This is a genomic window from Bradyrhizobium sp. 142, from assembly GCF_023074015.1.
Taxonomy (GTDB): domain Bacteria; phylum Pseudomonadota; class Alphaproteobacteria; order Rhizobiales; family Xanthobacteraceae; genus Bradyrhizobium.
This window is the reverse complement of record NZ_JADPKQ010000414.1, coordinates 25,143-49,516: the sequence shown is the minus strand read 5'-3', so window position 1 is coordinate 49,516 and position 24,374 is coordinate 25,143. Positions and strand designations below refer to the sequence as shown.

Genomic DNA, 24,374 nt, shown 5'->3' with positions numbered 1-24,374 from the left:
CGGTCATGATGACACTTGCCATACATGACCAGCGCCTGGCAAAGCCGGGCCCCCAGCACGCCGCGATGCGCGACTATGATTCCGTGCGCCGGGCGATCGCCTTCATCTCGGAAAACTGGCGCGCGCAGCCGACCATCGAAGCGATGGCGAGTGCGGCCGGCGTCACGCCGGACGAGCTGCACCATCTGTTCCGCCGCTGGGCCTCGATCACGCCGAAAGCGTTCATGCAGGCGCTGACGCTCGACCATGCCAAGGGCCTGCTGCGGGATTCCGCCAGCGTGCTCGACGCCGCGCTCGACTCCGGCCTGTCAGGTCCCGGCCGGCTGCACGATCTTTTCGTCACCCATGAGGCGATGTCGCCCGGCGAATGGAAGAACGGCGGCGCCGGCCTCACCCTGCGCTACGGCTTCCATCACTCGCCGTTCGGCACCGCAATCGTGATCGCGACCGATCGCGGCTTGTCGGGCCTTGCCTTCGCCGATCACGGCGAGGAGAAGATCGCGCTGGCCGACATGATGCGGCGCTGGCCGAATGCAACTTACGTCGAGGACCACGAAGGCACTGCGCCGCTCGCCCAGCGCATCTTCGACACCAAGCTCTGGCGGCCGGACCAGCCGCTCCGCGTGGTCATGATCGGCACCGATTTCGAGGTGCGGGTGTGGGAGACGCTGTTGAAGATCCCGATGGGCCGCGCGGTTTCCTATTCGGACATCGCCTGCAACATCAAGAGCCCGAAGGCCTCGCGCGCCGTCGGTGCTGCCGTCGGCAAGAACCCGGTCTCCTTCGTCGTGCCCTGCCACCGCGCACTCGGCAAAAGCGGCGCGCTCACCGGCTATCACTGGGGCATCACCCGCAAGCAGGCGATGCTGGGCTGGGAAGCCGGGCAGTTGGGACTGCAGTAGTTGCGCTGCGTAGGGTGGGTTAGCGTCAGTGTAACCCACCACTTCTGCCACCGCGGAAACAAAAGAGGTGGGTTACGCTGGCGCTAACCCACCCTACAAATCTCCTGCAAACTTCGCGATCGATTAACCCGCCAGATCCAGCTTCGAGGCGACCGTCGAATCAGCGTTGAGCCGGTAGATGATCGGCACGCCGGTGGCGAGTTCGCGCTTCAGAATGCCTTCGGGCGACAGCTTTTCCAGCACCATGATCAGCGCCCGCAGCGAGTTGCCGTGGGCGGCGACGAGCGTCCTCTTGCCGTTGAGCACGGCGGGCAGAATCTCCTGCACGTAGTAGGGCAGCGCACGCGCCAGCGTGTCCTTCAGGCTTTCGCCGCCAGGCGGCGGCACGTCGTAGGAGCGGCGCCAGATCAGCACCTGGTCCTCGCCCCATTTCTTGCGGGCGTCGTCCTTGTTCAGACCTGAGAGATCGCCATAGTCGCGCTCGTTCAGCGCCAGGTCCTTCGACGTCGGCAGGCCTTCCTGGCCGAGCTCGCCGAGAATGAGATCGAGCGTGTGCTGCGCGCGCGTCAAAACCGAGGTGTAGGCGACGTCGAACACCAGGCCCTGCACCTTCAGCTTGCGGCCGGCTTCCCTAGCTTCCGTCACGCCGAGCTCGGTGAGATCCGGATCCTTCCAGCCCGTGAACAGGTTCTTGAGATTCCATTCGCTCTGGCCGTGGCGCACGAGCACGAGAAGACGTTCGCTCATTGAGACCTTTCCGTTACTTTCGTTCAGATGTCGGCAAGGCCGAGCACATCGGCCATCGAGTAGAGCCCGGGCTTCTTGCCATGCGCCCACAGGGCTGCCTTGAGCGCACCATGGGCGAACAGCATGCGATCCTCGGCATGGTGCGACAGCGTCAGACGCTCGAACGGGCCGAGAAAGCTCACGCTGTGATCGCCGGCCGCGGTGCCGCCGCGCAAGGAAGCAAAACCGATATCGCCGGGCTGGCGCGCGCCGGTGATGCCGTCGCGGCCGCGCACGCAATGCTCGTCCAGCGCGACGCCGCGACCGGCGGCGGCGGCCTGGCCCAGCATCAGCGCGGTGCCCGACGGGGCGTCGATTTTCATGCGGTGATGGGTTTCGACGATCTCGATATCGAAGCTTTGGTCGAGCGCCTTGGCGACGCGCTTGACCACGGCGGCGAGCAGGTTGACGCCCAGGCTCATATTGCCCGACTGCACCACCACCGCGCGGTTGGTGACGCTCTTGATCACGGCATCATCAGAGCCCGACAGGCCTGTCGTGCCGATGACGTGGACGAGACCGCGTTGGGCCGCGATCGCGACATTGGCGATGGTCGCCGCCGGCACGGTGAAATCCAGAATGCCGTCGGCGTCCTTCGACAACGCCCAGAGATCGGCCGAGAGTGTGATCCCGTTGGCAGGCAGACCTGCGAGCACGCCGGCATCCTTGCCGAGCAGCTCGGAACCTGGCGCCTCCAGCGCGCCCGCCAGCACCGCGCCTTCGCTTTCGGCGATTGCCCGTGTCAGTGCCCGGCCCATCCGGCCGCCGGCTCCAGCAACAATCAAGCGCATGTCGGACATGATGTGATCCTCTCAGGTGCGTTGTAGCGGCGGGACGCAGTTCCGGCAACCGAGGGGATGAGCGCTTTTACCCTCCCCTGGAGGGGGAGGGTCGCTGGGCATGCAGCGAAGCGAAATGCACAGCGGGGTGGGTTGACGGTCCCTCGACAACCAACAGTGTCCGAGTGGAGAGATCACCCCGCCCCGCTCGCGCTCCGCGCGATCGACCCTCTCCCCTCCAGGGGAGGGTAAGAGAGAGCGCGGCGCTTCAGCTCTCCGACGGCTGCGGGCCGTCATAGCCCTCGATGATGATGAGGTCGGCAATCGAGTGCGGCTGGCGCACCTTGATGTTGGCCTGGTATTCCGGCGAGTTGTAGCAGGCGATCGCGGTCTCGTAGTCCGGAAATTCGATCACGACATTGCGGGTGCGGCTCTGGCCCTCGACGGTGGTGAACTTGCCGGCGCGGACGACGAAGCGGCCACCCCATTTCTTGAAGATCGGACCATTTGCGACGGCGTAGGGCTTGTAGCCCTCGTCATTGCTGACGTCGACGCGTCCGATCCAGTAGCCTTTTGCCATGGTTGTTCTCCCTGTGTTGTTGATCTTTATTTGAGCATGACCTGATCGGAAAACCGCTGCGCACTTTTCCGGATCATGCTCCGAGCGCCTGTGCGATCTCGGTCTGGATGGCTTCGGCGACAGCCTTCGGGTCGGCGGCCTCCACCACCGGCCGCCCGACGACGAGATAGTCGGCGCCGGCCGCAATCGCGCGGCCCGGTGTCATGATGCGCTTCTGATCACCGCTTGCCGCGCCCGCCGGACGGATGCCGGGCGTGACGAGGTTCATCTGGTGGCCGACGACCTTGCGCAAGGCACCCACTTCCTCCGGCGAGCAGACGAGGCCATCCACGCCGAGCACCTGCGCCTGCTGCGCCCGTGCTTCGACCAGCTCGGAGACCCCGAGGCGATAACCGGCCGCATGCAGATCATCGTCGTTGTAGGAGGTCAGCACGGTAACGGCGAGGATCTTCAGGCTCGCGTTGCCGCGGCCTTCGACGGCGCCCTTCATGGTTTGCGGATAGGCGTGCACGGTGAGAAAGGTCGCGCCGAGCTTGGCGACACTTTCGACGCCGCGCATCACGGTATTGCCGATGTCATGCAGCTTGAGATCGGCAAACACCTTCTTGCCCTTGTCGGCGAGTTTGCCGATCAACGGCAGGCCGCCTGCATAAGCGAGCTGATAGCCGATCTTGTAGAAGGAGACGCTGTCGCCAAGCCTTGCGATCATCGCCTCCGCAGCATCAAGGCTCGGCAGATCGAGCGCGACGATCAGGCGGTCTTTCGCGGCGATTTCGGCTGGCGTCATGTCACCTCACATCATGCGTTGAGAAATGTCGATCAACTGCCGCACCATGGTCTTCAGCGCGTCGATATCGCCCTGGTTCTTCAGCCTGTCCATATCGTCATAGGCCTGGTCGGCAAAGGCGAGCGTGAGCTGGCTGGCGATCACATTGGCGTGGCAGGAGGTCAGGATCAGCCGCAACGCCTGCAGCGCGCGGGCAGCGCCGAGCCGGCTCTGCGAAGCGCCGGCGAGCGCGAAGACGCGGTTGCGGAACACCTCGCCGCGCGCCTCGTGCAGCTCATGCACGCGGCTGACCCAGTCGATCGCATTCTTCAGCAGCGGCGGCACCGAGGCGTTGTATTCGGGCGAGACGATCAACACGCCATGATGCGCGTCGATCATGCGCTTGAGATTTATGGCGTGCTTCGGCACACCGGACTTTGCCTGGAGGTCGCCGTCATAGATCGGCAGCGGAAAATCGGCGAGCGAGATCCGGGTGATGTCGACGCCGGCCTGAACGAACTCATAAGCAGCCACCGCCGCCAGCTTCGCATTATGCGAGCCGGTGCGCAGCGAGCCGGGAATGATCAGGATCTTGGGTGCGGACATCCAATCCAATTGCGTTCGGCGAAACGAGACCGCCGCGCAAAGAGGGAAGCCGGCGGAATTAGTCCTTGCGATACACCCAGACGCGGGCCGGCGGAAGGTTCATCCAGATCCGTTCCGAGGCTTCTGTGGACACGCCGGGCAGCGATTTCGGGATCGGCGGCACCACCGCATACGTGAACTGCACGAACGGCGCGCCAGGCGCCAGCGCCGTGAAGGCATCGCGAATGAGCCGCAGCCGCGTCAGCATCGGTTTGGTCACCAGCGGCAGGCCGGAGACCACGGCAGACGCCGGCGCGCTCAGCACGTTCCAGAGCGTGTCGCGCAGGCGATAGGCATCGCCCTGCACCACCTTGGCCTGCGGATAACGGTCGCGCAGCAGCGCGCAGAAGCCGGGATTGTACTCGACTAGGACAAGACGCTTCTGGTCGACGCCGCGCTCGACCAGGGCCGAGGTGATGGCGCCGGTGCCGGGTCCGAGCTCGACCACGGGTGCGTCCGAATTGATGTCGACGTAATGCGCCATGGTCCGGGCTAGGAGCTTACCCGACGGCATGACTGCGCCCATATGCAGGGGCTTTTCGATCCATGACCGGAGAAAACGCACCTCGTCGTCAAGACGAGGCTTCTTCAACGCACGCGCGGACGATGGCAATGGCATGTCAGGACCGGACGGGACGGGACCCCGCGTCACCGCGGCGTGTCAGAAAATGGTCATAAAGACGTATAGGCCGGAGGCGGTACGGTCAAGACGAGTCAACTCGCCCGATTACCGAAGAAATCCTTGACCTTGGCGAAGAACCCCTCGGATTCCGGCTGGGTGTTGCCGGAGGAGAGCTTTTCGAACTCGGCCAGCAATTCCTGCTGCTTCTTGGTGAGGTTTTGCGGGGTCTCGACTACGACTTGGACATACATGTCGCCCATCTGGCGCGAGCGCAGCACCGGCATACCCTTTGATACAATGCGGAAGCGGCGGCTGGACTGGGTTCCGGCAGGCACTTTCACCTTGGCCTTGCCCTTGTCGATGGTCGGCACCTCGAATTCGCCGCCAAGTGCAGCCGTCACCATCGAGATCGGCACGCGGCAATGCAAATCGGCGCCGTCGCGCTGGAAGAACTGGTGCTGGGCGAGCGACAGGAAGATGTAGAGGTCGCCGGGCGGGCCACCGCGGACACCGGCCTCGCCTTCGCCGGCGAGCCTGATCCGTGTGCCGTCCTCGACTCCCGGGGGAATGTTGACCGACAGCGTGCGCTCGCGGGTGACCCGGCCCTGTCCCAAGCAGGACGGGCAGGCGTCCTCGATCATCTGGCCGCGTCCCTGGCAGCCGGGACAGGTCCGCTCCAGCGTGAAGAAGCCCTGTGACTGCCGTACACGGCCGGCGCCGCCGCAGGTCGAGCAGGTCTTCGGCTTGGTGCCGGCCTTGGCGCCGATGCCCGAGCAGGCCTCGCAGGTGACCGAGACCGGAATCTCGATCTGCGCGGTCTTGCCGCCGAAGGCTTCCTCGAGCGTGATTTCCATGTTGTAGCGCAGGTCGGCGCCGCGCTCGCGGCCACCGCGGCCGCGCTGTCCGGCCATGCCGAACAGGTCTTCGAAAATGTCGGAAAAGGAAGACGCAAAGCCCGCGCCGAACCCGGCGCCCCCGCCAGGACCGCCCTGCTCGAAGGCGGCATGGCCATAGCGGTCGTAGGCGGCGCGCTTGTCCCTGTCCTTGAGAACCTCGTAGGCCTCGTTGATTTCCTTGAAACGGATTTCGCTGGTGTCATCCCCAGGATTGCGGTCGGGGTGAAACTTCATCGCAAGCTTGCGGAACGACGACTTCAGCTTGGATTCGTCGGCGTCGCGGTCGACTTCCAGGGTTTCGTAGTAGCAGCGCTTGGTGGACGTGGACATGTTGAACTCGGTCTATCCAATCGCGATTCAAGTCGGAGCGAAACAACCTCGCCACGCGACGATATAAGTGCCCCTCCGCCTTGCGGCAGAGGGCAGCACGGCGGCGGCGTTCAGGATAACGGCTGGAAATTGATCGATGGTAACGGCGCGGTGCCCCGCCCGGTCCGACACGAAAGCCTCCCCCTTGAAGGGGGAGGCCGAAGCTGCGTGTGGGGTGCAATCCGTCCGCATCATCAGCCTCTGAGGGCTTATGCAGACTTCTTGTTGTTCTTGTCGTCGTCGACTTCGGTGAATTCCGCGTCGACCACGTCGTCCTTGGCCGCATCCTTCTTGGCGTCGGCCTCGGCCTGCTGCTTGTACATGGCCTCGCCGAGCTTCATCGAAGCCTGGGCCAGCGTGTTGGTCTTGGCCTTGATCGCCTCGGCATCGTCGCCCTTCAGCGCTTCCTTGAGGTCGCTGACGGCATCCTCGATGGCACGGCGCTCGTTCTCGGCAACCTTCGAACCGTGCTCGGCCAGCGCCTTTTCGGTCGAGTGCACCAGCGCGTCGGCATGGTTCTTGGCATCGACTGCCTCGCGGCGCTTCTTGTCGGCCGCGGCGTTGGCTTCGGCCTCCTTGACCATCTTGTCGATGTCGGCTTCCGTCAGGCCGCCGGAGGCCTGGATGCGGATCTGCTGCTCCTTGCCGGTCGCCTTGTCCCTCGCCGAGACGTTGACGATGCCGTTGGCGTCGATGTCGAAGGTCACCTCGATCTGCGGCATGCCGCGCGGGGCCGGCGGAATGCCCATCAGGTCGAACTGGCCAAGCATCTTGTTGTCGGCCGCCATTTCACGCTCGCCCTGGAAGACGCGGATGGTGACCGCGTTCTGGCTGTCCTCGGCGGTCGAGAACACCTGGCTCTTCTTGGTCGGGATCGTGGTGTTGCGGTCGATGATGCGGGTGAACACGCCGCCCAGCGTCTCGATGCCCAGCGACAGCGGGGTCACGTCGAGCAGCAGCACGTCCTTGACGTCGCCCTGGAGCACGCCGGCCTGGATCGCGGCGCCGATCGCCACGACTTCGTCCGGGTTGACGCCCTTGTGCGGCTCCTTGCCGAACAGCTGCTTCACGACTTCCTGGACCTTCGGCATGCGGGACATGCCGCCGACCAGCACCACTTCGCCGATCTCACCGGCGGTGACGCCGGCATCCTTGAGCGCCTTGCGGCAGGGCTCGACGGTCTTCTGGACGAGGTCATCGACCAACGCTTCGAACTTGGCGCGGGTGAGCTTCATCGTCAGATGCTTCGGGCCGGTCTGGTCCGCGGTGATGAAGGGCAGGTTGATCTCGGTCTGCGTCGTCGAGGACAGCTCGATCTTGGCCTTTTCAGCGGCCTCTTTCAGGCGCTGCAAGGCGAGCTTGTCGTTGCGCAGGTTGATGCCCTGCTCCTTCTGGAACTCGTCGGCGAGGTAGCCGACCAGGCGCATGTCGAAATCTTCGCCGCCGAGGAAGGTGTCGCCGTTGGTCGACTTCACCTCGAACACGCCGTCGCCGATTTCGAGAATGGAAATATCGAACGTGCCGCCGCCGAGGTCGTACACGGCGATCGTGCCGGCCTTGGTCTTGTCGAGACCATAGGCGAGTGCAGCCGCGGTCGGCTCGTTGATGATGCGCAGCACTTCAAGGCCCGCGATCTTGCCGGCGTCCTTGGTCGCCTGGCGCTGGGCGTCGTTGAAGTAGGCGGGAACGGTGATGACGGCCTGCTCGACCTTCTGGCCGAGATGGGCTTCCGCGGTCTCCTTCATCTTCTGCAAGATGAACGCCGAGACCTGCGAGGGCGAGTAGGTCTGGCCGTCGGCCTCGACCCAGGCGTCACCGTTGGAAGCCTTCACGATCTTGTAGGGAACGAGCTTCTTGTCCTTCTCGACCATCGGGTCGTCGTAGCGGCGGCCGATGAGGCGCTTCACTGCGAAGAAGGTACGCTCGGGATTGGTAACGGCCTGGCGCTTGGCCGGCTGGCCGATGAGGCGCTCACCGTCGTCCGTGATCGCGACGATCGAAGGCGTCGTGCGCATGCCTTCGGAATTCTCGATGACTTTGGCGTTTTTGCCGTCCATTACGGCGACGCACGAATTCGTGGTGCCGAGGTCGATCCCAATGACCTTTCCCATGGTCCTGATATCCTTGTTTTTGCGGCAGGCTGGCTGGGCCCAGAAGGCACCCGAACCGAAACCCCCTAAGATCAAACATCCGCGATATTGCGATGGTTGACGCTCATATAGGAGGGGGGGAGGGGCCCGCAAGGACCGAACGCAAGTTTCGGCCGTGAAAACATTGGGTTTTGGAAGATCATATCCGGGCTGAACCGCCCTTGCAGGTGAGGAAATATTAACAGGTTCAGGCCTGGGCCGGCACCCGCCACGCTGATCTGCCCGCCCTGTTACGGCAAGGCCAAACCCGCTAAAAGGCGGGCGGCCGGGCCGCCTCGTCGAGGCTGCTTCGCGCGACAAAGCGGCCCGATGGCCGACCATCGAACGGCCTCAATGTGAACCAACTAGAATGCCCATGAAGCTGATCCGCCCCCTCTCCGCGCTCGCCCTTCTCGTCGCCACGGCACTTCCGGCTTTTGCGATCGATCCTGAATTTCCGCCGGGACTGCGCCTCGGCATGGTGCCGCTGATCGGCCTCAACGCGGCCAAAACCTTTCCGGGGTTCGAGAGCGAGGACGGCAGCGTCAAGGTGCTGATCACCGAGTTGCCGCCGGACGCCTATGGCGAGGTCGCCAATGCCTTCAAGGCCAGCCCGGCCGGCGCCGGCGGGGTCAAGCCGGACAAGGTCGAGACCCCCGCGGGCCTTGCCTATTTCACCACCGAGACCGGCAAGGCCGGCGATGCACTGGTGAAGCGTTATTCGATGATCGTGCAGGGCACCGGCTTCTCCGGCTATGTCGCGGTCCAGATTCCCGAGAACGCCACCAAGATCTATACCGACGAGGCGGTGCGGCAGATGTTCGCGAGCGCCGTGACGCGCAAGGAGGTACCGGTCGAGGAGCAGCTTTCGCGGATGCCGTTCAAGGTCACCGACCTCGCCGACTTCAAGAACGTGCGCACGCTGGCGCCGGGCACCAGCATCATCCTGGCCGATGGCGACGAGAGCACCGGCTTCGAGCCAAAACCGTTCATGATCCTCGGCCTGATCGGCGCGACGCCGCAACAGGCCGAGGACCGCGCCCGCTTCGCCCAGGAAGCGGCGCTCCAGATCCCCGGCGTGCGCGAATCGCGCGTCACCATGTCCGAGCCGATCCGCATCAACGGCCAGCAGGGGTTTGAAACCCGGATCGACGGCATCAGCGGCAAGGACAAGACCGCCGTGACGGTGGTGCAGTGGATCCGCTTCAGCAGCGGCGGCGCCTCGCTGCGTATTGTCGCCAGCGCTCCGCGCGACCAGTGGCCCAACGCCTTCAACCGCTTCCGCGCCGTGCGCGACGGCATCCAGCCCAAGGGCTAGCTGCATCCGCGAGCGAAATGCGCTCCCTTCCCCGCTTGCGGTCGCTTGCGGGGGAGGACTGGGGAGAGGGTGTCTCAACAACGAAGACTCCCCAGAGGGAAGGAAGACTCCCCCAGAGGAGAGAACCCTCACCCGGCGCTTCGCGCCGACCTCTCCCGCATGCGGGAGAGGTGCACCGAGCTCGCGGCAAGCGCTCAGCCACTAACCAACATCGGCTGCATTTTCGGGCTTCTGTTCGCATACGAATGGAACTAGGCTTTCCTCCCGTTGGATCATCCCGGAGGGAGGCGAACCATGCTGCATCGGCGACAAATCTTGGCCGCACTTGGGACGACGGCACTCGCGGCGCTCGCTCCAACCGCACTCTTTGCAGCCGCATCGATCAAGCCGGATGATGCATCCGCGCTGCTCGTGATCGACGTGCAAAACTGTTTCCTGCCCGGGGGCAGCCTCGCGGTGAAGGAAGGCGAGCAGGTGGTGCCGGTCATCAACAAGATGGCCAAGGCGTTCGCCAACGTGGTGATGACGCAGGACTGGCACACGCCCGGCCACATCTCCTTTGCCTCGGTACATTCCGGGAAGAAGCCGTTCGAGACCGTCGACCTGCCCTACGGCAAGCAGGTGCTGTGGCCCGACCATTGCGTGCAGGGCACCGACGGCGCCGCGCTGTCAAAGGACCTTTCGATTCCGCAGGCCGAACTCGTCATCCGCAAGGGCTTCCACAAGGACGTCGACAGCTACTCGGCCTTTCTCGAGGCCGACGGCAAGACCTCGACCGGCCTCGCCGGCTATCTGAAGGCGCGCAAGATCAAGCGCGTCTTCGTCGCGGGGCTGGCGACGGATTTCTGCGTCGCCTGGACCGCGCTCGACGCGCGCAAGGCCGGCTTCGAGGTCTATGTAGTGGAAGACGCCTGCCGCGGCATCGACACCCAGGGCTCGCTGGCGAAAGCCTGGGCCGACATGGCCAAGGCCGGGGTGAAGCGGATTCAGTCCGCGGATATCGCGGTGAGCGCGTAAGCGACGCGAAAACTGCCAGCCCCTCCTCCGTGAGGAGCCCGCTTCTTCGCGCGCGTCTCGAAGGATGGAGGCCCCCGCTGTTACATCTTGGCCTTCATGGTTCGAGACGCCGCGCAAAGGGCGCGGCTCCTCACCATGGGATCGAGGGCTCACGCCGCGCTGTTCGGCTCGTTGGTGTTGGCGGCGGGCGCGACCTTCGCGCCGCCCTTGGCGACACCGACCAATGCCGGGCGCAGCACGCGCTCGCCGATGGTGTAGCCGGCCTGCATGACCTGCACCACGGTGCCCGACGGCACCGACGCATCAGGCACTTCGAACATCGCCTGCTGGAAGTTCGGGTCGAACTTCTGGCCCGAGGGGTCGAACTTCTTCACGCCGTGCTTTTCCAGCGCGTTGAGCAGCGAGCGCTCGGTAAGTTCAACGCCCTCGATCAGCGAGATCAGGCCGGGATCGGCAGCGGCACGGGCCTCGGCCGGAACGGCATCCAGCGCGCGCTGAAGATTGTCGGCGATGTCGAGCACGTCACGGGCAAATCCGGTGATGCCGTAGAGGCGGGCGTCGGCGACTTCCTTGGTGGTGCGCTTGCGCAGGTTCTCCATCTCGGCCAGCGTCCGCAGCATGCGGTCGCGTGCCTCGGAGGCCTCCTTCTGCAACAGCTCGACCGAGCCGGGCTCGGGATCGTCGGGCATCACATAGGGCTTCGACACTACGGGCTCGCCGGTCGCTGCGGCCGTGTCTTCGGGTTGCCGGTCTCGATCGGTCATCAGCTCTCTTCTCAAAGGTCTAAGGGAGTTTTTCTTGCCCGGATATCGTGCTTCGGACGGCGAAAATCAAGCGCCCGTGATCGGCCCGGACCCCGGTCAGCCGCCCAAGAGGCGACTGATGATGCGGGCGGCGTAGTCCACGGTCGGGATCACACGGGCATAATTCAGCCGCGTCGGCCCGATCACGCCCAAAACGCCGACGATACGGCCCTCGGCATCCCGATAGGGCGAGATGATGGTGGAGGAGCCGGACAGCGAGAACAGCTTGTTCTCGGACCCGATGAAGATCCGTACACCCTCCGCGGTCTCCGCGCGGCCGAGCAGGTCGATGACGCCGCGCTTGGTCTCGAGGTCGTCGAACAGCAGGCGCACCCGCTCCAGATCCTCCAGCGCATGCAGGTCTTCGAGCAGATTGGCGTGGCCGCGGACGATGAGCTGGCGGTCCTCGTTTTCGCCGCCCGACCAGCTGGCGATGCCGGCCGAGATCACCTTCTGCGTCAGCAGATCAAGCTCGGTGCGCGCCTCTCCGAGCGCGGTCTCGAGTTCCAGCCGCGCCTCGGCCAGGGTCCGGCCCCGGATTCGTGCATTGAGGAAATTGCCGGCTTCCGTCAGCGCCGAGGATGGAACTCCGGGCGGCAGCGTCAGCACCCGGTTTTCGACCTGGCCGTCCTCGCCGACCAGGATCACCAATGCCTTTTCCGGTTCCAGGCGGACGAATTCGATGTGTTTCAGCCGCGCATTGGATTTCGGCGTCAGCACCACGGCGGCGGCCCGGGTCAGGCCGGAGAGCCGCGTCAACGCCTCCTCCAGCGCCGCTTCGACCGATTGCGCATGGCCCACCGAGGTCAATTGGCTCTGGATCGCCTGGCGTTCGGCGTCGTTGAGATCGCCGACCTGCATCAGGGCGTCGACGAAGAAACGCAGGCCGAGTTCCGTCGGGAGCCGGCCGGCAGAGGTATGCGGCGCGTAGATCAAGCCGAGTTGTTCCAAATCGGCCATGACATTGCGGACCGAGGCCGGCGATAGCGGCATGGCAATCAGGCGCGAGATATTGCGCGAGCCCACCGGCTCGCCGGTCGCGAGGTAACTTTCGACAATTTGACGAAAGATATCGCGGGATCGCTCGTTGAGCTGGGCGAGGCCTGCGCGCGGCGCGATCAGATGGATCGGATCGTGATGGGCCACAGACGGCAACTCCTCTCAGATGCTTGTAATTTGGCTCTCCGGCAGGTCCCTGACAAGCGTGGTTTTGCAGTTGGCTGGGGACCGAAAAGTCAGAACGTCCCCCTTGCCGCCTACCCTCACCCCCCCTACAAGCACCGCGAATAGCCCTTTCCCGAGAGTCTTGGAGGATCTCCCATGCGGCCAAGCCGCCGTGCGCCCGACGAATTGCGTCCCGTGACGCTTGAGCGCGGCGTGGTCAAATATGCGGAAGGCTCGTGCCTGGTGAAGTTCGGCGACACCCATGTGCTGGTCACCGCCACGCTGGAAGAGCGGCTGCCGCCGTGGCTGAAAGGCCAGGGCCGCGGCTGGGTCACTGCCGAATACGGCATGCTGCCGCGCGCCACGCTGGAACGCACCCGCCGCGAGGCCTCCACCGGAAAGCAGAGCGGCCGCACCGTGGAAATCCAGCGCCTGATCGGCCGCTCGCTTCGCACCATCGTCAATCTCGAAGCGCTCGGCGAACGCCAGATCACGGTCGATTGCGACGTGATCCAGGCCGACGGCGGCACGCGCACGGCATCGATCACCGGCGCCTGGGTCGCGCTCGCCGATTGCATCAACTGGATGAAGACGCGAAACATGATCAAGGCCAACGTGATGCGCGACAACGTCGCCGCGATCTCCTGCGGCATCTACGACGGCACGCCGGTGCTAGATCTCGACTATGCCGAGGATTCGGAAGCCCAGACCGACGCCAATTTCGTCATGACCGGCGACGGCCGCATCATCGAGGTCCAGGGCACCGCGGAGCGTGAGCCGTTCACGCAGGACGAGTTCCTGGCGCTGATGGCGCTGGCCCAGAAGGGCATTGCGCGTCTGGTGGACTTGCAGAAACTGGCCGTGGCGTAGTCAATAGGCCATGCACCGCCGAATCACAGGCCGACTCGTGATCGCGACCCACAATCCCGGCAAGCTCGCCGAGATGAAGGAGTTGCTCGCGCCCTACGGCATCGAGGCGGTGTCGGCCGGCGAGCTTGGCTTGGGCGAGCCGGAAGAGACCGGTAGCGATTTCCGCAGCAACGCCGCGATCAAGGCGACTGCAGCAGCGCAGGCGACCAAGCTTCCCGCCTTCGCCGATGATTCCGGCATCGTGGTCGACGCGCTCGACGGCGCGCCCGGCATCCACAGCGCGCGCTGGGCCGGCCCGACCAAGGATTTCACCGCGGCGATGACGCGGATCGAACGCCTGTTGCAGGAGCGCGGTGCGACCACACCCGACCGCCGAAGTGCGCACTTCGTCTCCGCGCTGTGCGTCGCCTGGCCCGACGATCACCTCGAACAGGTCGAGGCGCGCGTCGACGGCACCCTGGTGTGGCCGCCGCGCGGCACCGCCGGCTTCGGCTACGATCCGATGTTCCTGCCCGACGGCCACACCCGTACCTTCGGTGAGATGACCAGCATCGAGAAGCACGGCCTGCCGCCGCTCGGCCTTGGCCTGTCGCACCGCGCCCGCGCCTTCGTGAAACTGGCGGAGATCTGCCTTGAGCCGCGCTAAGGAAGCCTTCGGCGTCTACGTGCACTGGCCCTTCTGCCTGTCGAAGTGCCCCTATTGCGATTTCAACAGCCATGTCCGCCACGTCGCGATCGACGAGGCGCGCTTTGCGAGCGCCTTCGCCCGCGAAATCGCGACGACGGCCGAGCGCGCGCCTGGCCGCGAAGTCACGTCGATCTTCCTCGGCGGCGGTACGCCGTCGCTGATGCAGCCCGCAACCGTCGGTGCGGTGCTCAATGCCATCGGCAAGCATTGGCCTGTCGCTGATGACGTCGAAGTGACGCTGGAGGCGAACCCGACCAGCGTCGAAGCCACGCGCTTTGCCGGCTATCGCGCAGCCGGCGTCAACCGCGTCTCGCTCGGCGTGCAGGCGCTCGACGATGCTTCGCTGAAAGCGCTCGGCCGTTTGCACAGCGCGCGTGAGGCGCTGGATGCGGTCGCGATCGCGCGCCGCTCGTTCGACCGCTATTCGTTCGATCTGATCTATGCCCGTCCCGAGCAGACCCCGGCGATGTGGGCCGACGAACTGCGTCTCGCGATCAGCGAAGCGGCCGAGCATCTGTCGCTCTATCAGCTCACTATCGAAGAAGGCACGCCGTTCTTCGGCCTGCACCAGGCCGGCAAATTGAAGACGCCGGACGAGGCGGTCGCGCGCGCCCTCTACGACGTGACGCAGGAGACCTGCGATAAGCTCGGGCTGCCCGCCTACGAGATTTCCAATCACGCGCGGCGCGGTGCCGAGTGCCGGCACAATCTGGTCTATTGGCGCGGCGACGAATATGCCGGCATCGGCCCGGGCGCGCATGGCCGTCTCGATATCGATGGCATCCGCCACGCGACCGCGACCGAGAAACGCCCCGAAGCCTGGCTGATGCGGGTCGAAACCAACGGCCACGGCCTCGTCACCGACGATCTCCTCAACAGCGAGGAACGCGCCGACGAATTTTTGCTGATGGGACTGCGCCTTGCAGAAGGCATCGACCCCGAGCGCTACACCGCGCTCTCCGGCCGCCCGCTCGACCCCAAACGCATCGCGCTGCTGCGCGAGGAAGGCGCGATCACGGTGAATGCGACGGGACGGCTGCGTGTGACCAGCAGCGGGTTCCCGGTGCTCGATGCGGTGGTCGCGGATTTGGCGGCGTAAGCCTCAATCAAATCGGCGGTGCGCTCCCTCGCCCGCTTGCGGGAGAGGGTTGGGGAGAGGGTGTCTCTCCGCAACGGGACAATCCCGAAGCGGAGGGAGCCCCCACCCGATTTGCTGCGCAATTCGACCTCTCCCGCAAGCGGGAGAGGTGAACCATCAAGCCCCAAAACTCTTCGGCGAGCCCGCGACCGCGACGCCGCCGCCGGTCGTCACCTTCATCACTGCCAGCCCGCGCTCGTTGGTGCCGTCGGCACGGAAGCGGAACAGGCCGTCGATGCCGGCAAAACCCGAGGGGTTGGTGAGCACGTCGGACGAAAAGCGCGTGGTGCCTTGCGTGCGCGCGAGCGCGGCGACCAGGGCAACCGCGTCGTAGGCGAGCGTCGCAGTGCGGATCGGCTCGGCGCCGTATTTGGTGCGGTAGCGGCCGGAGAAGGCACGGAAACCCGCCGGATCGGGCGCGGCATAGAGGCCACCTTGCAAGTTCGAGCTGGCGTAGACGCGCGGATTGTCCCACAGGCCGGTGCCGAGCAACTGGATGTTGCGCAAGTTCGCGCCCGCCGCAGTCATCGCATCCGCCACCGCGACGACGGCATCGCCGTCATCGGCAATGAACAGCGCATCCGCGCTGCCGAGTTGCTGCGCCACGGTCCGCGCCGGCGCGGCACGATCGGCGCCGTATTTCTCGAACGCGACAATGCGTCCGCCACGCCGCGGCACGGCCGCCTTCACCGCCGCCTCGACGACATTGCCATAGGCATTGTCGGGCACGAGCACGGCGACGGAGCGCTTACCGACGCTGGCCGAATATTCGACGATGCGGTTGACGTCGGACTCCGGCAGGAAGCTGAGCAGATAGACGCCGCGGCCTGCGATGGAAGAGTCGGTCGAGAACGCCATCACCGGGATGCCGCGCGTGCGCGCGACCTGCGCCACCGCGGGTACCGACTGCGCGAACAATGGCCCCAGAATGATTTCGGCGCCTTCGTCGACCGCCTGCTGCGCGCCCGCCTGTGCGCCTTGCGGGCTGCCATTGTCGTCCTTGATCAGCAGCTGAATGTTGGGATTCTGGAACTCGGCTAGCGCCATTTCGGCGGCGCTGCGCATGGATTGCGCGGCAAGGCCGGCGTTACCCGCGGCCGAGAGTGGCAGGATCACGGCGACCTTCACCCCGCCGGTGCCGGCGGTCGTGGCCTGTTGCGGCGGACCCGCCGGCTGGGCCGGGGGCGAGGAGCTGCTGAAGGGATTCGAGAACTGGCTGAGGCTTTGCTGCACGCCGGCGCAGGCCGACAGCAGGGGGGCGCCGAGCAGCAAGCCAAGCGCGCTCCGCCGGGTCGCCCCCGACGATCGGGGCCCCGGAGAGGAAGGCTCCTCCGAAGAGGGGGATTTGGGATAACGCGGGCCCACCATTGCAACTCTTCTTCCGACCGGCCGAGTCCAGCCCGTCACACAACTCTACCGCGACAAAAGCCGCGGATTCAGGCATATTGTCGGCAAATAGTTAACCAAAACAAAAGGATAATGACCACTTAATGCGGCCGCCCCTCAGGTCCTGGCTAGCTGTTCGCCGTCACTCACCCAGCATCAAGGCGGTGTTTCCGCCGCGAATATGGCGCCGGCACTCCACTCCCCTTCGAATGTGATGCCGGATGGATCACATTCCCGTCCCTCGTCGCCCCAGGCTGGTATCTTCCCGATATCCTGGCTCGCGACCCCTGCCTCGGTCCGATCTTTTTCGGAGGACAGGTTCCCAGCCCTCCGGATCATGCCTAAGTTCATTTCATTATGCGCGCAAAGCCGGCCCCGATAAATACACCTGAGACTACGGAAGCCGTCTCGCGCGGTTTCTCCATCGACGCCCATCGGCTGGCGGCGCCCAAGGCTGCGCCCGGGCTGCATCTGGTCGCGACCCCCATCGGCAATCTCGGCGACATCACGCTGCGCGCGCTGCAGACGCTCGCCGGCGTCGACATCATCGCCTGCGAGGACACCCGCATCACGCGGCGCCTGACCGAGCGCTACGACATCTCCGCGCAGCTCAAGCCCTATCACGAGCACAACGCCGAGGCCGCGCGTCCGAAAATCCTGGAGCGGCTTGCACAAGGCGGCTCGGTCGCGCTGGTGTCGGACGCCGGCACGCCGCTGATCTCTGATCCCGGCTTCAAGCTGGTGCGTGAGGTCTGCGCGGCCGGCCATGCCGTATACGCGCTGCCTGGCCCGTCCTCGGTGCTGGCGGCGCTGTCGGTTGCGGCGCTGCCGACCGACCGCTTCTTCTTCGAAGGCTTTCTGCCGGCCAAATCGGCCGCGCGCCGGACCCGCCTTGCCGAGCTTGCCCGCATCGATGCGACGCTGGTGATGTTCGAGTCCGGCAACCGCGTGCAGGACACGCTTGCCGAGCTCGCCGGGATCATGGGGACCCGCGAAGCCGCGATCTGCCGCGAGCTGACCAAGCTCCATGAGGAAATTACGCGCGCGCCGCTGAGCGAGCTGGCACGCGAGGCAGACACGCTGGAGACGCGCGGCGAGTTCGTGCTGGTGATCGCTCCGCCCGCGGCCGATGCCGAGGTGATGACGGCGGCCGCGCTCGACGACCTGCTGCGAGGCCAGCTCGCCACCCAATCCGTCAAGGATGCCGTGGCCCATGCGGTCGAGCTGTCCGGGCGGCCGCGCCGCGAGGTCTATGCCCGCGCGCTCGAGCTGGCGAAGGATTTGCGGGGCGGCGATGGCGAAGACTGACGGCGCCACGCCGGCGGAACCAAAGATCGCCTCGCCCGAACGCGTCGCCGCGTTCCGCACCGGCATCTCGGCCGAGAGCCGCGCCGCCGCCTTTCGCATCCTCGCAAAACGCTACCGCACGCCGCATGGCGAGATCGACATCGTGGCGCGCCGGCGCAATCTGATCGCCTTCGTCGAGGTCAAGGCCCGCGCGACGCTGGACGATGCCGCCTTCGCCGTGACGCCGCGCCAGCAGCAGCGCATCATCGACGCTGCGCAAGGGTGGCTTGCCGCGCATCCCGAGCATGCGGAATTTGAACTGCGTTTCGATGCCATGCTGATTGCGCCGCGGTCGCTTCCGCGCCATCTGTTGGCGGCATTCGACGCCTCGACCTGAAAGGCAGATCATGAAACTGAACGTTGCCGTCCAGATGGATCCCATCGCCCGCATCAACGTCAAGGGCGATTCCACCTTTGCACTGCTTCTGGAGGCGCAGAAGCGCGGCCACGGCCTGTCCTATTACACGCCCGACAAGCTCTCGATGGTCGGCGACGAGATCGTCGCGCCGGTCCAGCTTCTCACCGTGCGCGACGAGCCCGGCGATCACTTCACCCTCGGCGAGCCCCGGCGCGAGGCGCTGAGCGGCTTTGACGTGGTGCTGCTGCGCCAGGATCCGCCGTTTGACCTCGCCTACATCACCTCGACGCATTTTCTGGAGCGCATCCATCCGAAGACGCTGGTGGTGAACGACCCGGCGTCGGTGCGCAACGCGCCGGAAAAACTGTTCGTGATGGACTTTCCGCAGCTGATGCCGCCGACGCTGATCTCGCGCGACCTCGACGAGATCAATGCCTTCCGCGACCGGCATGGCGCCGTGGTGATGAAGCCGCTGCACGGACATGGCGGCGCGGCGGTGTTCCGCGTGATGCCGCAGGACATGAATTTCGGCTCGCTGTTCGACATGTTCACGGTGACGTTCCGAGAGCCCTGGGTGATCCAGCAGTTTATTCCCGAGGTGAAGCACGGCGACAAGCGCATCATCCTGGTCGACGGCGAGTTCGCCGGTGCCGTCAACCGCGTGCCGGCTGCGGACGATCTCCGCTCCAACATGGTGCGCGGCGGCGCAGCGCAGGAGACCGAGCTCACCCCGCGCGAGCGCGAGATCTGCGCCGCGATCGGCCCGGCGCTGCGCGCGCGCGGCCTGCTGTTCGTCGGCATCGACGTCATCAACGGCAGCCTCACCGAGATCAACGTAACCTCGCCCACCGGCATCCGCGCCATCGCGCGGCTCGGCGGACCGGACGTCGCCGCCAAGGTCTGGGACGCGATCGAGCAGAAGCGGGCGAAGTAGGGCTCAAGCTTCGCAGCATCCACAATGTCGTCCTGGCGAAAGCCAGGACCCATTACCCCGACTGCTTGTTTGGCGAAGAAGTTGGTACTTCTATCTCCTAAGATCGAGAGATCACGCGGTATGGGTCCTGGCCTTCGCCAGGACGACGCCGGTGATGTGGCGCATTGCTTCCCTCTCGCTGCCACGACGACACGGCGCCAAGCGGACAAGCCACTAACCTCGCATTCACCATGACCCGCGCGTCACCGATCGCGCCTTTCGCCTTACGTGAAACTACGGGACCGCGCGCTGCCGAATAACGCGGCATTCACCATCCGGCCAGAACTCCCACCGTGAGCGGGCATCACATTCGGCCTCGCAACACCCCTTATACTTTTACTCCCTACTCATCGATACGGGGGACCCGCCAGGTGCGGTTCGTGTGCCCCGCGTAAGAGTAGAGGCGTATGAATACCGCACGCATTGTCGTTCTCGTCATCGCGCTTGGCGCCGGCGGCGTCGCTGCGTATCTGGCGAGCGGCTATGACAACAAGCCGGCTCCCGCCGCACCCGTCGCCGAGATGCTGTCGACGGTCGAGATTCTCGTCGCCAAGACCGACATCGGACTCGGCCAGTATGTAAAGGCCGAAGACCTGCAATGGCAGATCTGGCCCGCTGCGACCGCCGGCAGCGCCTTCATTCGCCGCGACAGCCGGCCAGAGGCGCAGGTCCAGATTGCAGGCTCGATCGCGCGCGTGCCGTTGATGCAGGGTGAGCCCATCCGCGAGCAGAAGCTGGTGAGGGCCGACGGCTCCGGTTTCATGGCAGCGATCCTGCCGACCGGCATGCGGGCCGTCTCCACCGAAATTTCAGCCGAGACCGGCGCCGGCGGCTTCATCCTGCCGAACGACCGCGTCGACATCGTCCTGACCCGCCGGTTGAAGAATCCCGAGGGCAACAACAGCCCGACCGGCGGCAACGATCTGATCCTGTCCGAGACCATCCTGAACAACATCCGCGTGCTCGCGATCGACCAGGCGCCGAAGGAAAAGGACGGCCAGACGGCCGTGCTCGGCAAGACCGTCACGCTCGAGCTCAGGCCCGACCAGGTCGCCGTGCTCGCGACGGCGCGCCAGGGCGGCACGCTGCAGCTCGCATTGCGGAGCATCGTCGATTCCAAGGCGTCGGACGATCCTTCCGAAAATCGGGCAGTCAAGCGTCCCGACGGTGTCAACGTGATCCGCTACGGCGTGCAGGTGCGGCAACTAACGTCACAGAAGTGATGGGGACACCCAAGATGAGACATGGGGACGATCGGACGGCGCTGCGCATTCGGGGGGATGGCGCACGCACGTTCTGGGCAGGGGTCGTGCTGATGCTGGGGCTGGTCGCAGCGCCGCACCGGGTCAGCGCTGCGGATGCGCCGGTCGGCGACCAGGCGCCGTTGCAGGCGGCGGATCTCGGCGTGGCGCCAGTCGCGACCATCGCGCCGGCAAGGACGCGCTTTCTGTCGCTCGGCGTTGGCAAGTCGGTCGTCATCGACCTGCCGCGCGAGGTCAAGGACGTGCTGGTGGCCGATCCCAAGATCGCCAATGCGGTGATCCGCTCGGCGCAGCGCGCCTATATCATCGGCGGCCAGGTCGGCCAGACCAACGTGGTGTTCTTCACCGCCGACGGCCAGCAGGTTGCCGCCTACGACATCGCGGTGAAGCGCGACCTTAACGGCATGCGAACCGCGCTGCGCCAGTCGCTGCCGGGCGTGCAGATCGAGGGCATCGGTGACAGCGTGATGCTGACCGGCTCGGTGTCGAGCCCGGTCGAAGCCCAGCAGGCCGGCGAAGTCGCGGCCAAGCTCGTCGGCGGCGCGGACAAGGTCGTCAACAACATCATCGTGCGCGGCCGCGACCAGGTGATGCTCAAGGTCGTCGTCGGCGAGGTGCGCCGCGACATCGTCAAGCAGCTGGGCGTCGATCTCAGCGCCAGCCTGAACGCCGGCACTGCGGTCGTGAATTTCAACAATTCCAATCCCTTCGCGGTCAGCGGCGGGCCGATCGTCAGCAATAACGGGCTTGGTATTACGGGGCTCGCCAAGGGCGTCGCCACGGTCAACGCCACGATGCGCGCGATGGAAAGCGCGGGCGTGATGCGGACGCTGGCCGAGCCGAGCCTGACGGCGATCTCGGGCGAATCCGCCACCTTCATCGCCGGCGGCGAATTCCCGATCCCGGGAGGCTACGCCTGCGATCCGACCACCCATGTCTGCACCACCCAGATCACCTACAAGAAGTTCGGCATCTCGCTGAACTTCACGCCGGTCGTGCTGAGTGAAGGCCGGATCAGCCTGCGGGTGATGACCGAGGTCTCGGAGCTGTCGAGCCAGAGCGCCATCACCGTGACGCAGGCGCTGTCCTCGACCTCGACCAACTCCATCACCATTCCTTCGATCCAGACCCGCCGCGCCGAGACGACGCTGGAAATTCCCTCCGGCGGCTCGATGGCGATGGCCGGCCTGATCCAGCAGCAAACCAAGCAGGCGATCAATGGCCTGCCCGGCGTCGATCAGGTGCCGATCCTCGGGGCGCTGTTCCGGAGCCAGGACTTCGTCAACAACGAGACCGAGCTGATGGTGATCGTGTCGCCCTATGTGGTGCGCGCGGTTGCCCAGAAGGAATTGTCGCGGCCCGACGACGGGTTTGCGCCGGCCTCGGATGCGCAGACGGCGCTGCTCGGCCGCATGAACCGCCTCTACGGCATCGCGCGCCGCGTCGATCCCATCAACGGCCCCGAGAGCGATTTCGGCTTCATCATCGACTGAGACGAACGGCGGCCTTGGGGGACGGGGCAATCAACGGGGCAAGAGGGGATGAAGCGATGACGAAGACTTTGGCCGATCGACGTCGCAACCTGCGTGTCGCGCTGGCGCTGACGGGACTTTCCGTCATGCTCGGCGCCTGCAACACCACCGGCGAGATCGTCACCCAGACGGTGCCGACCGATTATCGCCAGCGCCACCCGATCGCGGTGCAGGAAGCCAAGCGCTCGATCGTGATCTTCGTCGGCAAGGCTCGCGGCGGCCTCTCGGCGGCGCAGCTCTCGGACGTCTCCGGCATTGCCCGGGACTGGGTGCGCGAAGGCACCGGCTCCGTTGTCGTCGATGTCCCTGTCGACACCGCGAATTCGCGCGCTGCGGCGGCGACCTATCACGAAATCCGCTCCGTGCTCGCATCCGGCGGCGTGCCGTCGCGCGCCATCGTCCAGCATCCCTATCGTCCCGAGGATCCCGGGCTGCTGCCCACCATCCGGCTGAGCTATTCGAAAATCGCGGCGGTCGCCGGCCCCTGCGGGCTGTGGCCGGAAGACGTCGGACCCTCGATCCTCGACCCCGGCTACAACGAGAACCGGCCGTATTTCAACCTGGGCTGCGCCAGCCAGCGCAATCTCGCGGCCATGATCGACAATCCCGCCGACCTCGAGCAGCCGCGCGCGGAGACGCCGGCCTATACCGCGCGGCGCGACATCGCGTTCGAGCGCTACCGCAAGGGCACGACGACCGCGACCACCTATCCCGAGGCTGACAAGGCCAAACTCAGCGACACCGGCAAATGACAAGCGTCGACGACGAAGAAGCGGACGATCCGCAGCACCCCGAGGAACACATTGCGCCGGTTCCCCGGATCTCGGTGCAGGCCTTTTGCGAGACCGAGCAGACGCTCGCCGCGGTGACCGCGGCAGGGCAGGACCGCCGGCTCGCCAAGGCGCATCTCACCGCGAAGGACGGCGGCCTCGCCGCGGCGATCGAAGTCTATGAAACGATGCCGACGCCGAACGTGATCGTCATCGAGTCCGACGGCACCCGGGACATCCTCGAAGGCCTCGACGACCTCGCCGGCGTCTGCGATCCCGGCACCCGCGTGGTCGTGATCGGCAATCCCAACGATACGGCCCCCTATCGCGAACTGGTCCGGCGCGGGGTCAACGACTACGTGGTCGGGCCGGTCGAGACCATCGACGTGGTGCGTTCGATCTGCAGCCTGTTCTCGGCTTCCGAAGCCATCATCACCGGCCGCGTCATCGCGGTGGTCGGCGCCAAGGGCGGCGTGGGTGCCTCCACCGTCGCGCACAATGTCGCCTGGACCATCGCGCGCGACCTCGCGCTCGATTCCGTCGTGATCGATCTCGACCTCGCCTTCGGCACCGCGAGCCTCGACTTCAACCAGGATCCGGTGCAGGGCATCGCCAACGCGGTGCTGTCGCAGGACCGGCCGGACACCGCGCTGATGGAGCGCCTGCTCGCCAAATGCACCGAGCGCCTCAGCCTCTTGGCGGCGCCTGCGACGCTCGACCGCGTCTACGATTTCGGCGCCGAAGCATTCGATGCGGTGTTCGACACGCTGCGCATGACCACGCCGTGCATCGTGCTCGACATTCCCCATCAATGGTCGGCTTGGACACGGCGCGCGCTGGTCAATGCCGACGACATCGTGATCGTGGCGGAGCCGGATCTTGCGAATTTGCGCAACACCAAGAACATGCTGAGCGTGCTGAAGGCGGCGCGGCCGAACGACCGTCCGCCGCTCTATTGCATCAACCAGGTCGGCATGCACAAGCGGGCGGAGATCGAGGTCAAAGCGTTCGTCAAGACCATGGAAAGCCAGCCGATCGCGGTGATCCCGTTCGATTCGAAACTGTTCTCTGCCGCGGCCAATAACGGCCAGATGATCGCGGAGGTCTCGAAGAGCCACCGCATCACCGGGCTGTTCCAGAACATGGCGAACCGCCTCGCCGGGCGCGGCGAGGTAAAGAAGCCGAAGCACTCGCTGTTCGGACCGCTCTTGAAGAAGCTGAAGGGCAGGACGGGACGCGGGCCCGCCCCGCATCGCAAGGCCTCGTAAATCTGC

The 24,374-nt window shown here is 65.5% G+C and carries 24 protein-coding genes; 13 read left to right on the top strand and 11 right to left on the bottom strand.

What is annotated here, in order from left to right; all coding sequences use genetic code 11:
- Positions 1 to 5 precede the first annotated feature (5 nt).
- Positions 6 to 902, top strand: a complete 897-nt coding sequence (locus IVA82_RS38325) for a bifunctional helix-turn-helix domain-containing protein/methylated-DNA--[protein]-cysteine S-methyltransferase (RefSeq protein WP_247388645.1) — start codon at positions 6 to 8, stop codon at positions 900 to 902.
- Between the two features lie 123 nt (positions 903 to 1,025).
- Here the strand turns inward: IVA82_RS38325 and IVA82_RS38320 are convergent, their stop codons facing one another.
- The 8 genes from IVA82_RS38320 to dnaK all read right to left on the bottom strand — a co-directional run bounded on the left by IVA82_RS38320 (position 1,026) and on the right by dnaK (position 8,456).
- Positions 1,026 to 1,649 (bottom strand): 2,3-bisphosphoglycerate-dependent phosphoglycerate mutase, encoded by a 624-nt coding sequence (locus tag IVA82_RS38320; protein WP_247388644.1) that lies wholly within the window; start codon positions 1,647 to 1,649, stop codon positions 1,026 to 1,028.
- 23 nt (positions 1,650 to 1,672) lie between these two features.
- Positions 1,673 to 2,488 carry a 4-hydroxy-tetrahydrodipicolinate reductase gene (gene dapB / locus IVA82_RS38315; protein ID WP_148743610.1) on the bottom strand — a complete coding sequence of 272 codons (816 nt, stop codon included), beginning with the start codon at positions 2,486 to 2,488 and terminating at the stop codon, positions 1,673 to 1,675.
- 247 nt (positions 2,489 to 2,735) lie between these two features.
- Positions 2,736 to 3,047: a DUF1330 domain-containing protein gene (locus tag IVA82_RS38310; RefSeq protein WP_247388643.1), complete on the bottom strand. Its 312-nt coding sequence runs from the start codon at positions 3,045 to 3,047 to the stop codon at positions 2,736 to 2,738.
- Positions 3,048 to 3,120: 73 nt separating this feature from the next.
- Complete coding sequence (gene pyrF, locus IVA82_RS38305; RefSeq protein ID WP_247388642.1) at positions 3,121 to 3,834, bottom strand: orotidine-5'-phosphate decarboxylase; 714 nt, start codon at positions 3,832 to 3,834, stop codon at positions 3,121 to 3,123.
- 6 nt (positions 3,835 to 3,840) lie between these two features.
- Positions 3,841 to 4,419: an NAD(P)H-dependent oxidoreductase gene (locus IVA82_RS38300; protein ID WP_247388641.1), complete on the bottom strand. Its 579-nt coding sequence runs from the start codon at positions 4,417 to 4,419 to the stop codon at positions 3,841 to 3,843.
- A 58-nt stretch (positions 4,420 to 4,477) separates the two neighbouring features.
- Positions 4,478 to 5,077: an rRNA adenine N-6-methyltransferase family protein gene (locus IVA82_RS38295; protein WP_148743606.1), complete on the bottom strand. Its 600-nt coding sequence runs from the start codon at positions 5,075 to 5,077 to the stop codon at positions 4,478 to 4,480.
- A gap of 95 nt (positions 5,078 to 5,172) precedes the next feature.
- Positions 5,173 to 6,306 carry a molecular chaperone DnaJ gene (gene dnaJ / locus IVA82_RS38290; protein WP_247388640.1) on the bottom strand — a complete coding sequence of 378 codons (1,134 nt, stop codon included), beginning with the start codon at positions 6,304 to 6,306 and terminating at the stop codon, positions 5,173 to 5,175.
- A gap of 248 nt (positions 6,307 to 6,554) precedes the next feature.
- Positions 6,555 to 8,456 (bottom strand): molecular chaperone DnaK, encoded by a 1,902-nt coding sequence (gene dnaK / locus IVA82_RS38285; RefSeq protein ID WP_247388639.1) that lies wholly within the window; start codon positions 8,454 to 8,456, stop codon positions 6,555 to 6,557.
- Between the two features lie 394 nt (positions 8,457 to 8,850).
- Between dnaK and IVA82_RS38280 the strand changes: the two genes are divergently transcribed.
- Together IVA82_RS38280 and pncA are read left to right on the top strand one after the other, a co-directional pair.
- Positions 8,851 to 9,792 (top strand): hypothetical protein, encoded by a 942-nt coding sequence (locus IVA82_RS38280; protein WP_247388638.1) that lies wholly within the window; start codon positions 8,851 to 8,853, stop codon positions 9,790 to 9,792.
- A gap of 294 nt (positions 9,793 to 10,086) precedes the next feature.
- Entirely contained in the window at positions 10,087 to 10,809 is a 723-nt protein-coding gene (gene pncA, locus IVA82_RS38275) for a bifunctional nicotinamidase/pyrazinamidase (RefSeq protein WP_247388637.1), read from the top strand.
- A gap of 149 nt (positions 10,810 to 10,958) precedes the next feature.
- Here pncA and grpE read toward each other — a convergent pair whose 3' ends face one another.
- Both grpE and hrcA read right to left on the bottom strand, forming a co-directional pair.
- Positions 10,959 to 11,573, bottom strand: coding sequence for a nucleotide exchange factor GrpE (grpE, locus tag IVA82_RS38270; RefSeq protein WP_247388636.1), 615 nt, complete (start codon positions 11,571 to 11,573; stop codon positions 10,959 to 10,961).
- Positions 11,574 to 11,669: 96 nt separating this feature from the next.
- On the bottom strand, positions 11,670 to 12,758 hold the full coding sequence (gene hrcA / locus IVA82_RS38265) for a heat-inducible transcriptional repressor HrcA (protein WP_247388635.1): 1,089 nt from the start codon (positions 12,756 to 12,758) through the stop codon (positions 11,670 to 11,672).
- Positions 12,759 to 12,932: 174 nt separating this feature from the next.
- Between hrcA and rph the strand changes: the two genes are divergently transcribed.
- The 3 genes from rph to hemW are packed head-to-tail and all read left to right on the top strand — an operon-like array spanning position 12,933 to position 15,433.
- Entirely contained in the window at positions 12,933 to 13,646 is a 714-nt protein-coding gene (rph, locus tag IVA82_RS38260) for a ribonuclease PH (RefSeq protein WP_247388634.1), read from the top strand.
- A 10-nt stretch (positions 13,647 to 13,656) separates the two neighbouring features.
- On the top strand, positions 13,657 to 14,292 hold the full coding sequence (gene rdgB, locus IVA82_RS38255) for an RdgB/HAM1 family non-canonical purine NTP pyrophosphatase (protein ID WP_247388633.1): 636 nt from the start codon (positions 13,657 to 13,659) through the stop codon (positions 14,290 to 14,292).
- On the top strand, positions 14,279 to 15,433 hold the full coding sequence (hemW, locus tag IVA82_RS38250) for a radical SAM family heme chaperone HemW (RefSeq protein WP_247388632.1): 1,155 nt from the start codon (positions 14,279 to 14,281) through the stop codon (positions 15,431 to 15,433). Before rdgB ends, hemW begins: the two co-directional genes overlap by 14 nt.
- 156 nt (positions 15,434 to 15,589) lie before the next feature.
- Here the strand turns inward: hemW and IVA82_RS38245 are convergent, their stop codons facing one another.
- Positions 15,590 to 16,840: a penicillin-binding protein activator gene (locus tag IVA82_RS38245; protein WP_247388631.1), complete on the bottom strand. Its 1,251-nt coding sequence runs from the start codon at positions 16,838 to 16,840 to the stop codon at positions 15,590 to 15,592.
- 375 nt (positions 16,841 to 17,215) lie between these two features.
- On the opposite strand from IVA82_RS38245, the gene rsmI reads away from it, so the two are divergent.
- The 7 genes from rsmI to IVA82_RS38210 all read left to right on the top strand — a co-directional run bounded on the left by rsmI (position 17,216) and on the right by IVA82_RS38210 (position 24,368).
- Positions 17,216 to 18,166, top strand: coding sequence for a 16S rRNA (cytidine(1402)-2'-O)-methyltransferase (gene rsmI, locus IVA82_RS38240; RefSeq protein WP_247388630.1), 951 nt, complete (start codon positions 17,216 to 17,218; stop codon positions 18,164 to 18,166).
- Positions 18,153 to 18,542, top strand: a complete 390-nt coding sequence (locus tag IVA82_RS38235; RefSeq protein WP_247388629.1) for a YraN family protein — start codon at positions 18,153 to 18,155, stop codon at positions 18,540 to 18,542. The genes rsmI and IVA82_RS38235 overlap by 14 nt, the downstream gene beginning before the upstream one ends.
- Positions 18,543 to 18,552: 10 nt before the next feature.
- A complete protein-coding gene (gene gshB / locus IVA82_RS38230) occupies positions 18,553 to 19,497 on the top strand; it encodes a glutathione synthase (protein ID WP_247388628.1) in 945 nt (314 codons plus the stop codon).
- Between the two features lie 446 nt (positions 19,498 to 19,943).
- Positions 19,944 to 20,759, top strand: a complete 816-nt coding sequence (gene cpaB, locus IVA82_RS38225; RefSeq protein WP_247388627.1) for a Flp pilus assembly protein CpaB — start codon at positions 19,944 to 19,946, stop codon at positions 20,757 to 20,759.
- 14 nt (positions 20,760 to 20,773) lie between these two features.
- On the top strand, positions 20,774 to 22,291 hold the full coding sequence (locus IVA82_RS38220; RefSeq protein ID WP_247388626.1) for a type II and III secretion system protein family protein: 1,518 nt from the start codon (positions 20,774 to 20,776) through the stop codon (positions 22,289 to 22,291).
- A 56-nt stretch (positions 22,292 to 22,347) separates the two neighbouring features.
- A complete protein-coding gene (locus IVA82_RS38215; protein WP_148738147.1) occupies positions 22,348 to 23,082 on the top strand; it encodes a CpaD family pilus assembly protein in 735 nt (244 codons plus the stop codon).
- Positions 23,079 to 24,368, top strand: coding sequence for an AAA family ATPase (locus IVA82_RS38210; RefSeq protein ID WP_247388625.1), 1,290 nt, complete (start codon positions 23,079 to 23,081; stop codon positions 24,366 to 24,368). Before IVA82_RS38215 ends, IVA82_RS38210 begins: the two co-directional genes overlap by 4 nt.
- Positions 24,369 to 24,374 lie beyond the last annotated feature (6 nt).

What these genes read in the sequence shown, in the direction of transcription:
- IVA82_RS38325 (WP_247388645.1), top strand. Translation starts at nt 6, where the DNA reads ATGATGACACTTGCCATACATGACCAGCGCCTGGCAAAGCCGGGCCCC.
- IVA82_RS38320 (WP_247388644.1), bottom strand. Translation starts at nt 1,649, where the DNA reads ATGAGCGAACGTCTTCTCGTGCTCGTGCGCCACGGCCAGAGCGAATGG.
- dapB (WP_148743610.1), bottom strand. Translation starts at nt 2,488, where the DNA reads ATGTCCGACATGCGCTTGATTGTTGCTGGAGCCGGCGGCCGGATGGGC.
- IVA82_RS38310 (WP_247388643.1), bottom strand. Translation starts at nt 3,047, where the DNA reads ATGGCAAAAGGCTACTGGATCGGACGCGTCGACGTCAGCAATGACGAG.
- pyrF (WP_247388642.1), bottom strand. Translation starts at nt 3,834, where the DNA reads ATGACGCCAGCCGAAATCGCCGCGAAAGACCGCCTGATCGTCGCGCTC.
- IVA82_RS38300 (WP_247388641.1), bottom strand. Translation starts at nt 4,419, where the DNA reads ATGTCCGCACCCAAGATCCTGATCATTCCCGGCTCGCTGCGCACCGGC.
- IVA82_RS38295 (WP_148743606.1), bottom strand. Translation starts at nt 5,077, where the DNA reads ATGCCATTGCCATCGTCCGCGCGTGCGTTGAAGAAGCCTCGTCTTGAC.
- dnaJ (WP_247388640.1), bottom strand. Translation starts at nt 6,306, where the DNA reads ATGTCCACGTCCACCAAGCGCTGCTACTACGAAACCCTGGAAGTCGAC.
- dnaK (WP_247388639.1), bottom strand. Translation starts at nt 8,456, where the DNA reads ATGGGAAAGGTCATTGGGATCGACCTCGGCACCACGAATTCGTGCGTC.
- IVA82_RS38280 (WP_247388638.1), top strand. Translation starts at nt 8,851, where the DNA reads ATGAAGCTGATCCGCCCCCTCTCCGCGCTCGCCCTTCTCGTCGCCACG.
- pncA (WP_247388637.1), top strand. Translation starts at nt 10,087, where the DNA reads ATGCTGCATCGGCGACAAATCTTGGCCGCACTTGGGACGACGGCACTC.
- grpE (WP_247388636.1), bottom strand. Translation starts at nt 11,573, where the DNA reads ATGACCGATCGAGACCGGCAACCCGAAGACACGGCCGCAGCGACCGGC.
- rph (WP_247388634.1), top strand. Translation starts at nt 12,933, where the DNA reads ATGCGGCCAAGCCGCCGTGCGCCCGACGAATTGCGTCCCGTGACGCTT.
- rdgB (WP_247388633.1), top strand. Translation starts at nt 13,657, where the DNA reads ATGCACCGCCGAATCACAGGCCGACTCGTGATCGCGACCCACAATCCC.
- IVA82_RS38245 (WP_247388631.1), bottom strand. Translation starts at nt 16,840, where the DNA reads ATGGTGGGCCCGCGTTATCCCAAATCCCCCTCTTCGGAGGAGCCTTCC.
- rsmI (WP_247388630.1), top strand. Translation starts at nt 17,216, where the DNA reads ATGCGCGCAAAGCCGGCCCCGATAAATACACCTGAGACTACGGAAGCC.
- IVA82_RS38235 (WP_247388629.1), top strand. Translation starts at nt 18,153, where the DNA reads ATGGCGAAGACTGACGGCGCCACGCCGGCGGAACCAAAGATCGCCTCG.
- gshB (WP_247388628.1), top strand. Translation starts at nt 18,553, where the DNA reads ATGAAACTGAACGTTGCCGTCCAGATGGATCCCATCGCCCGCATCAAC.
- cpaB (WP_247388627.1), top strand. Translation starts at nt 19,944, where the DNA reads ATGAATACCGCACGCATTGTCGTTCTCGTCATCGCGCTTGGCGCCGGC.
- IVA82_RS38220 (WP_247388626.1), top strand. Translation starts at nt 20,774, where the DNA reads ATGAGACATGGGGACGATCGGACGGCGCTGCGCATTCGGGGGGATGGC.
- IVA82_RS38215 (WP_148738147.1), top strand. Translation starts at nt 22,348, where the DNA reads ATGACGAAGACTTTGGCCGATCGACGTCGCAACCTGCGTGTCGCGCTG.
- IVA82_RS38210 (WP_247388625.1), top strand. Translation starts at nt 23,079, where the DNA reads ATGACAAGCGTCGACGACGAAGAAGCGGACGATCCGCAGCACCCCGAG.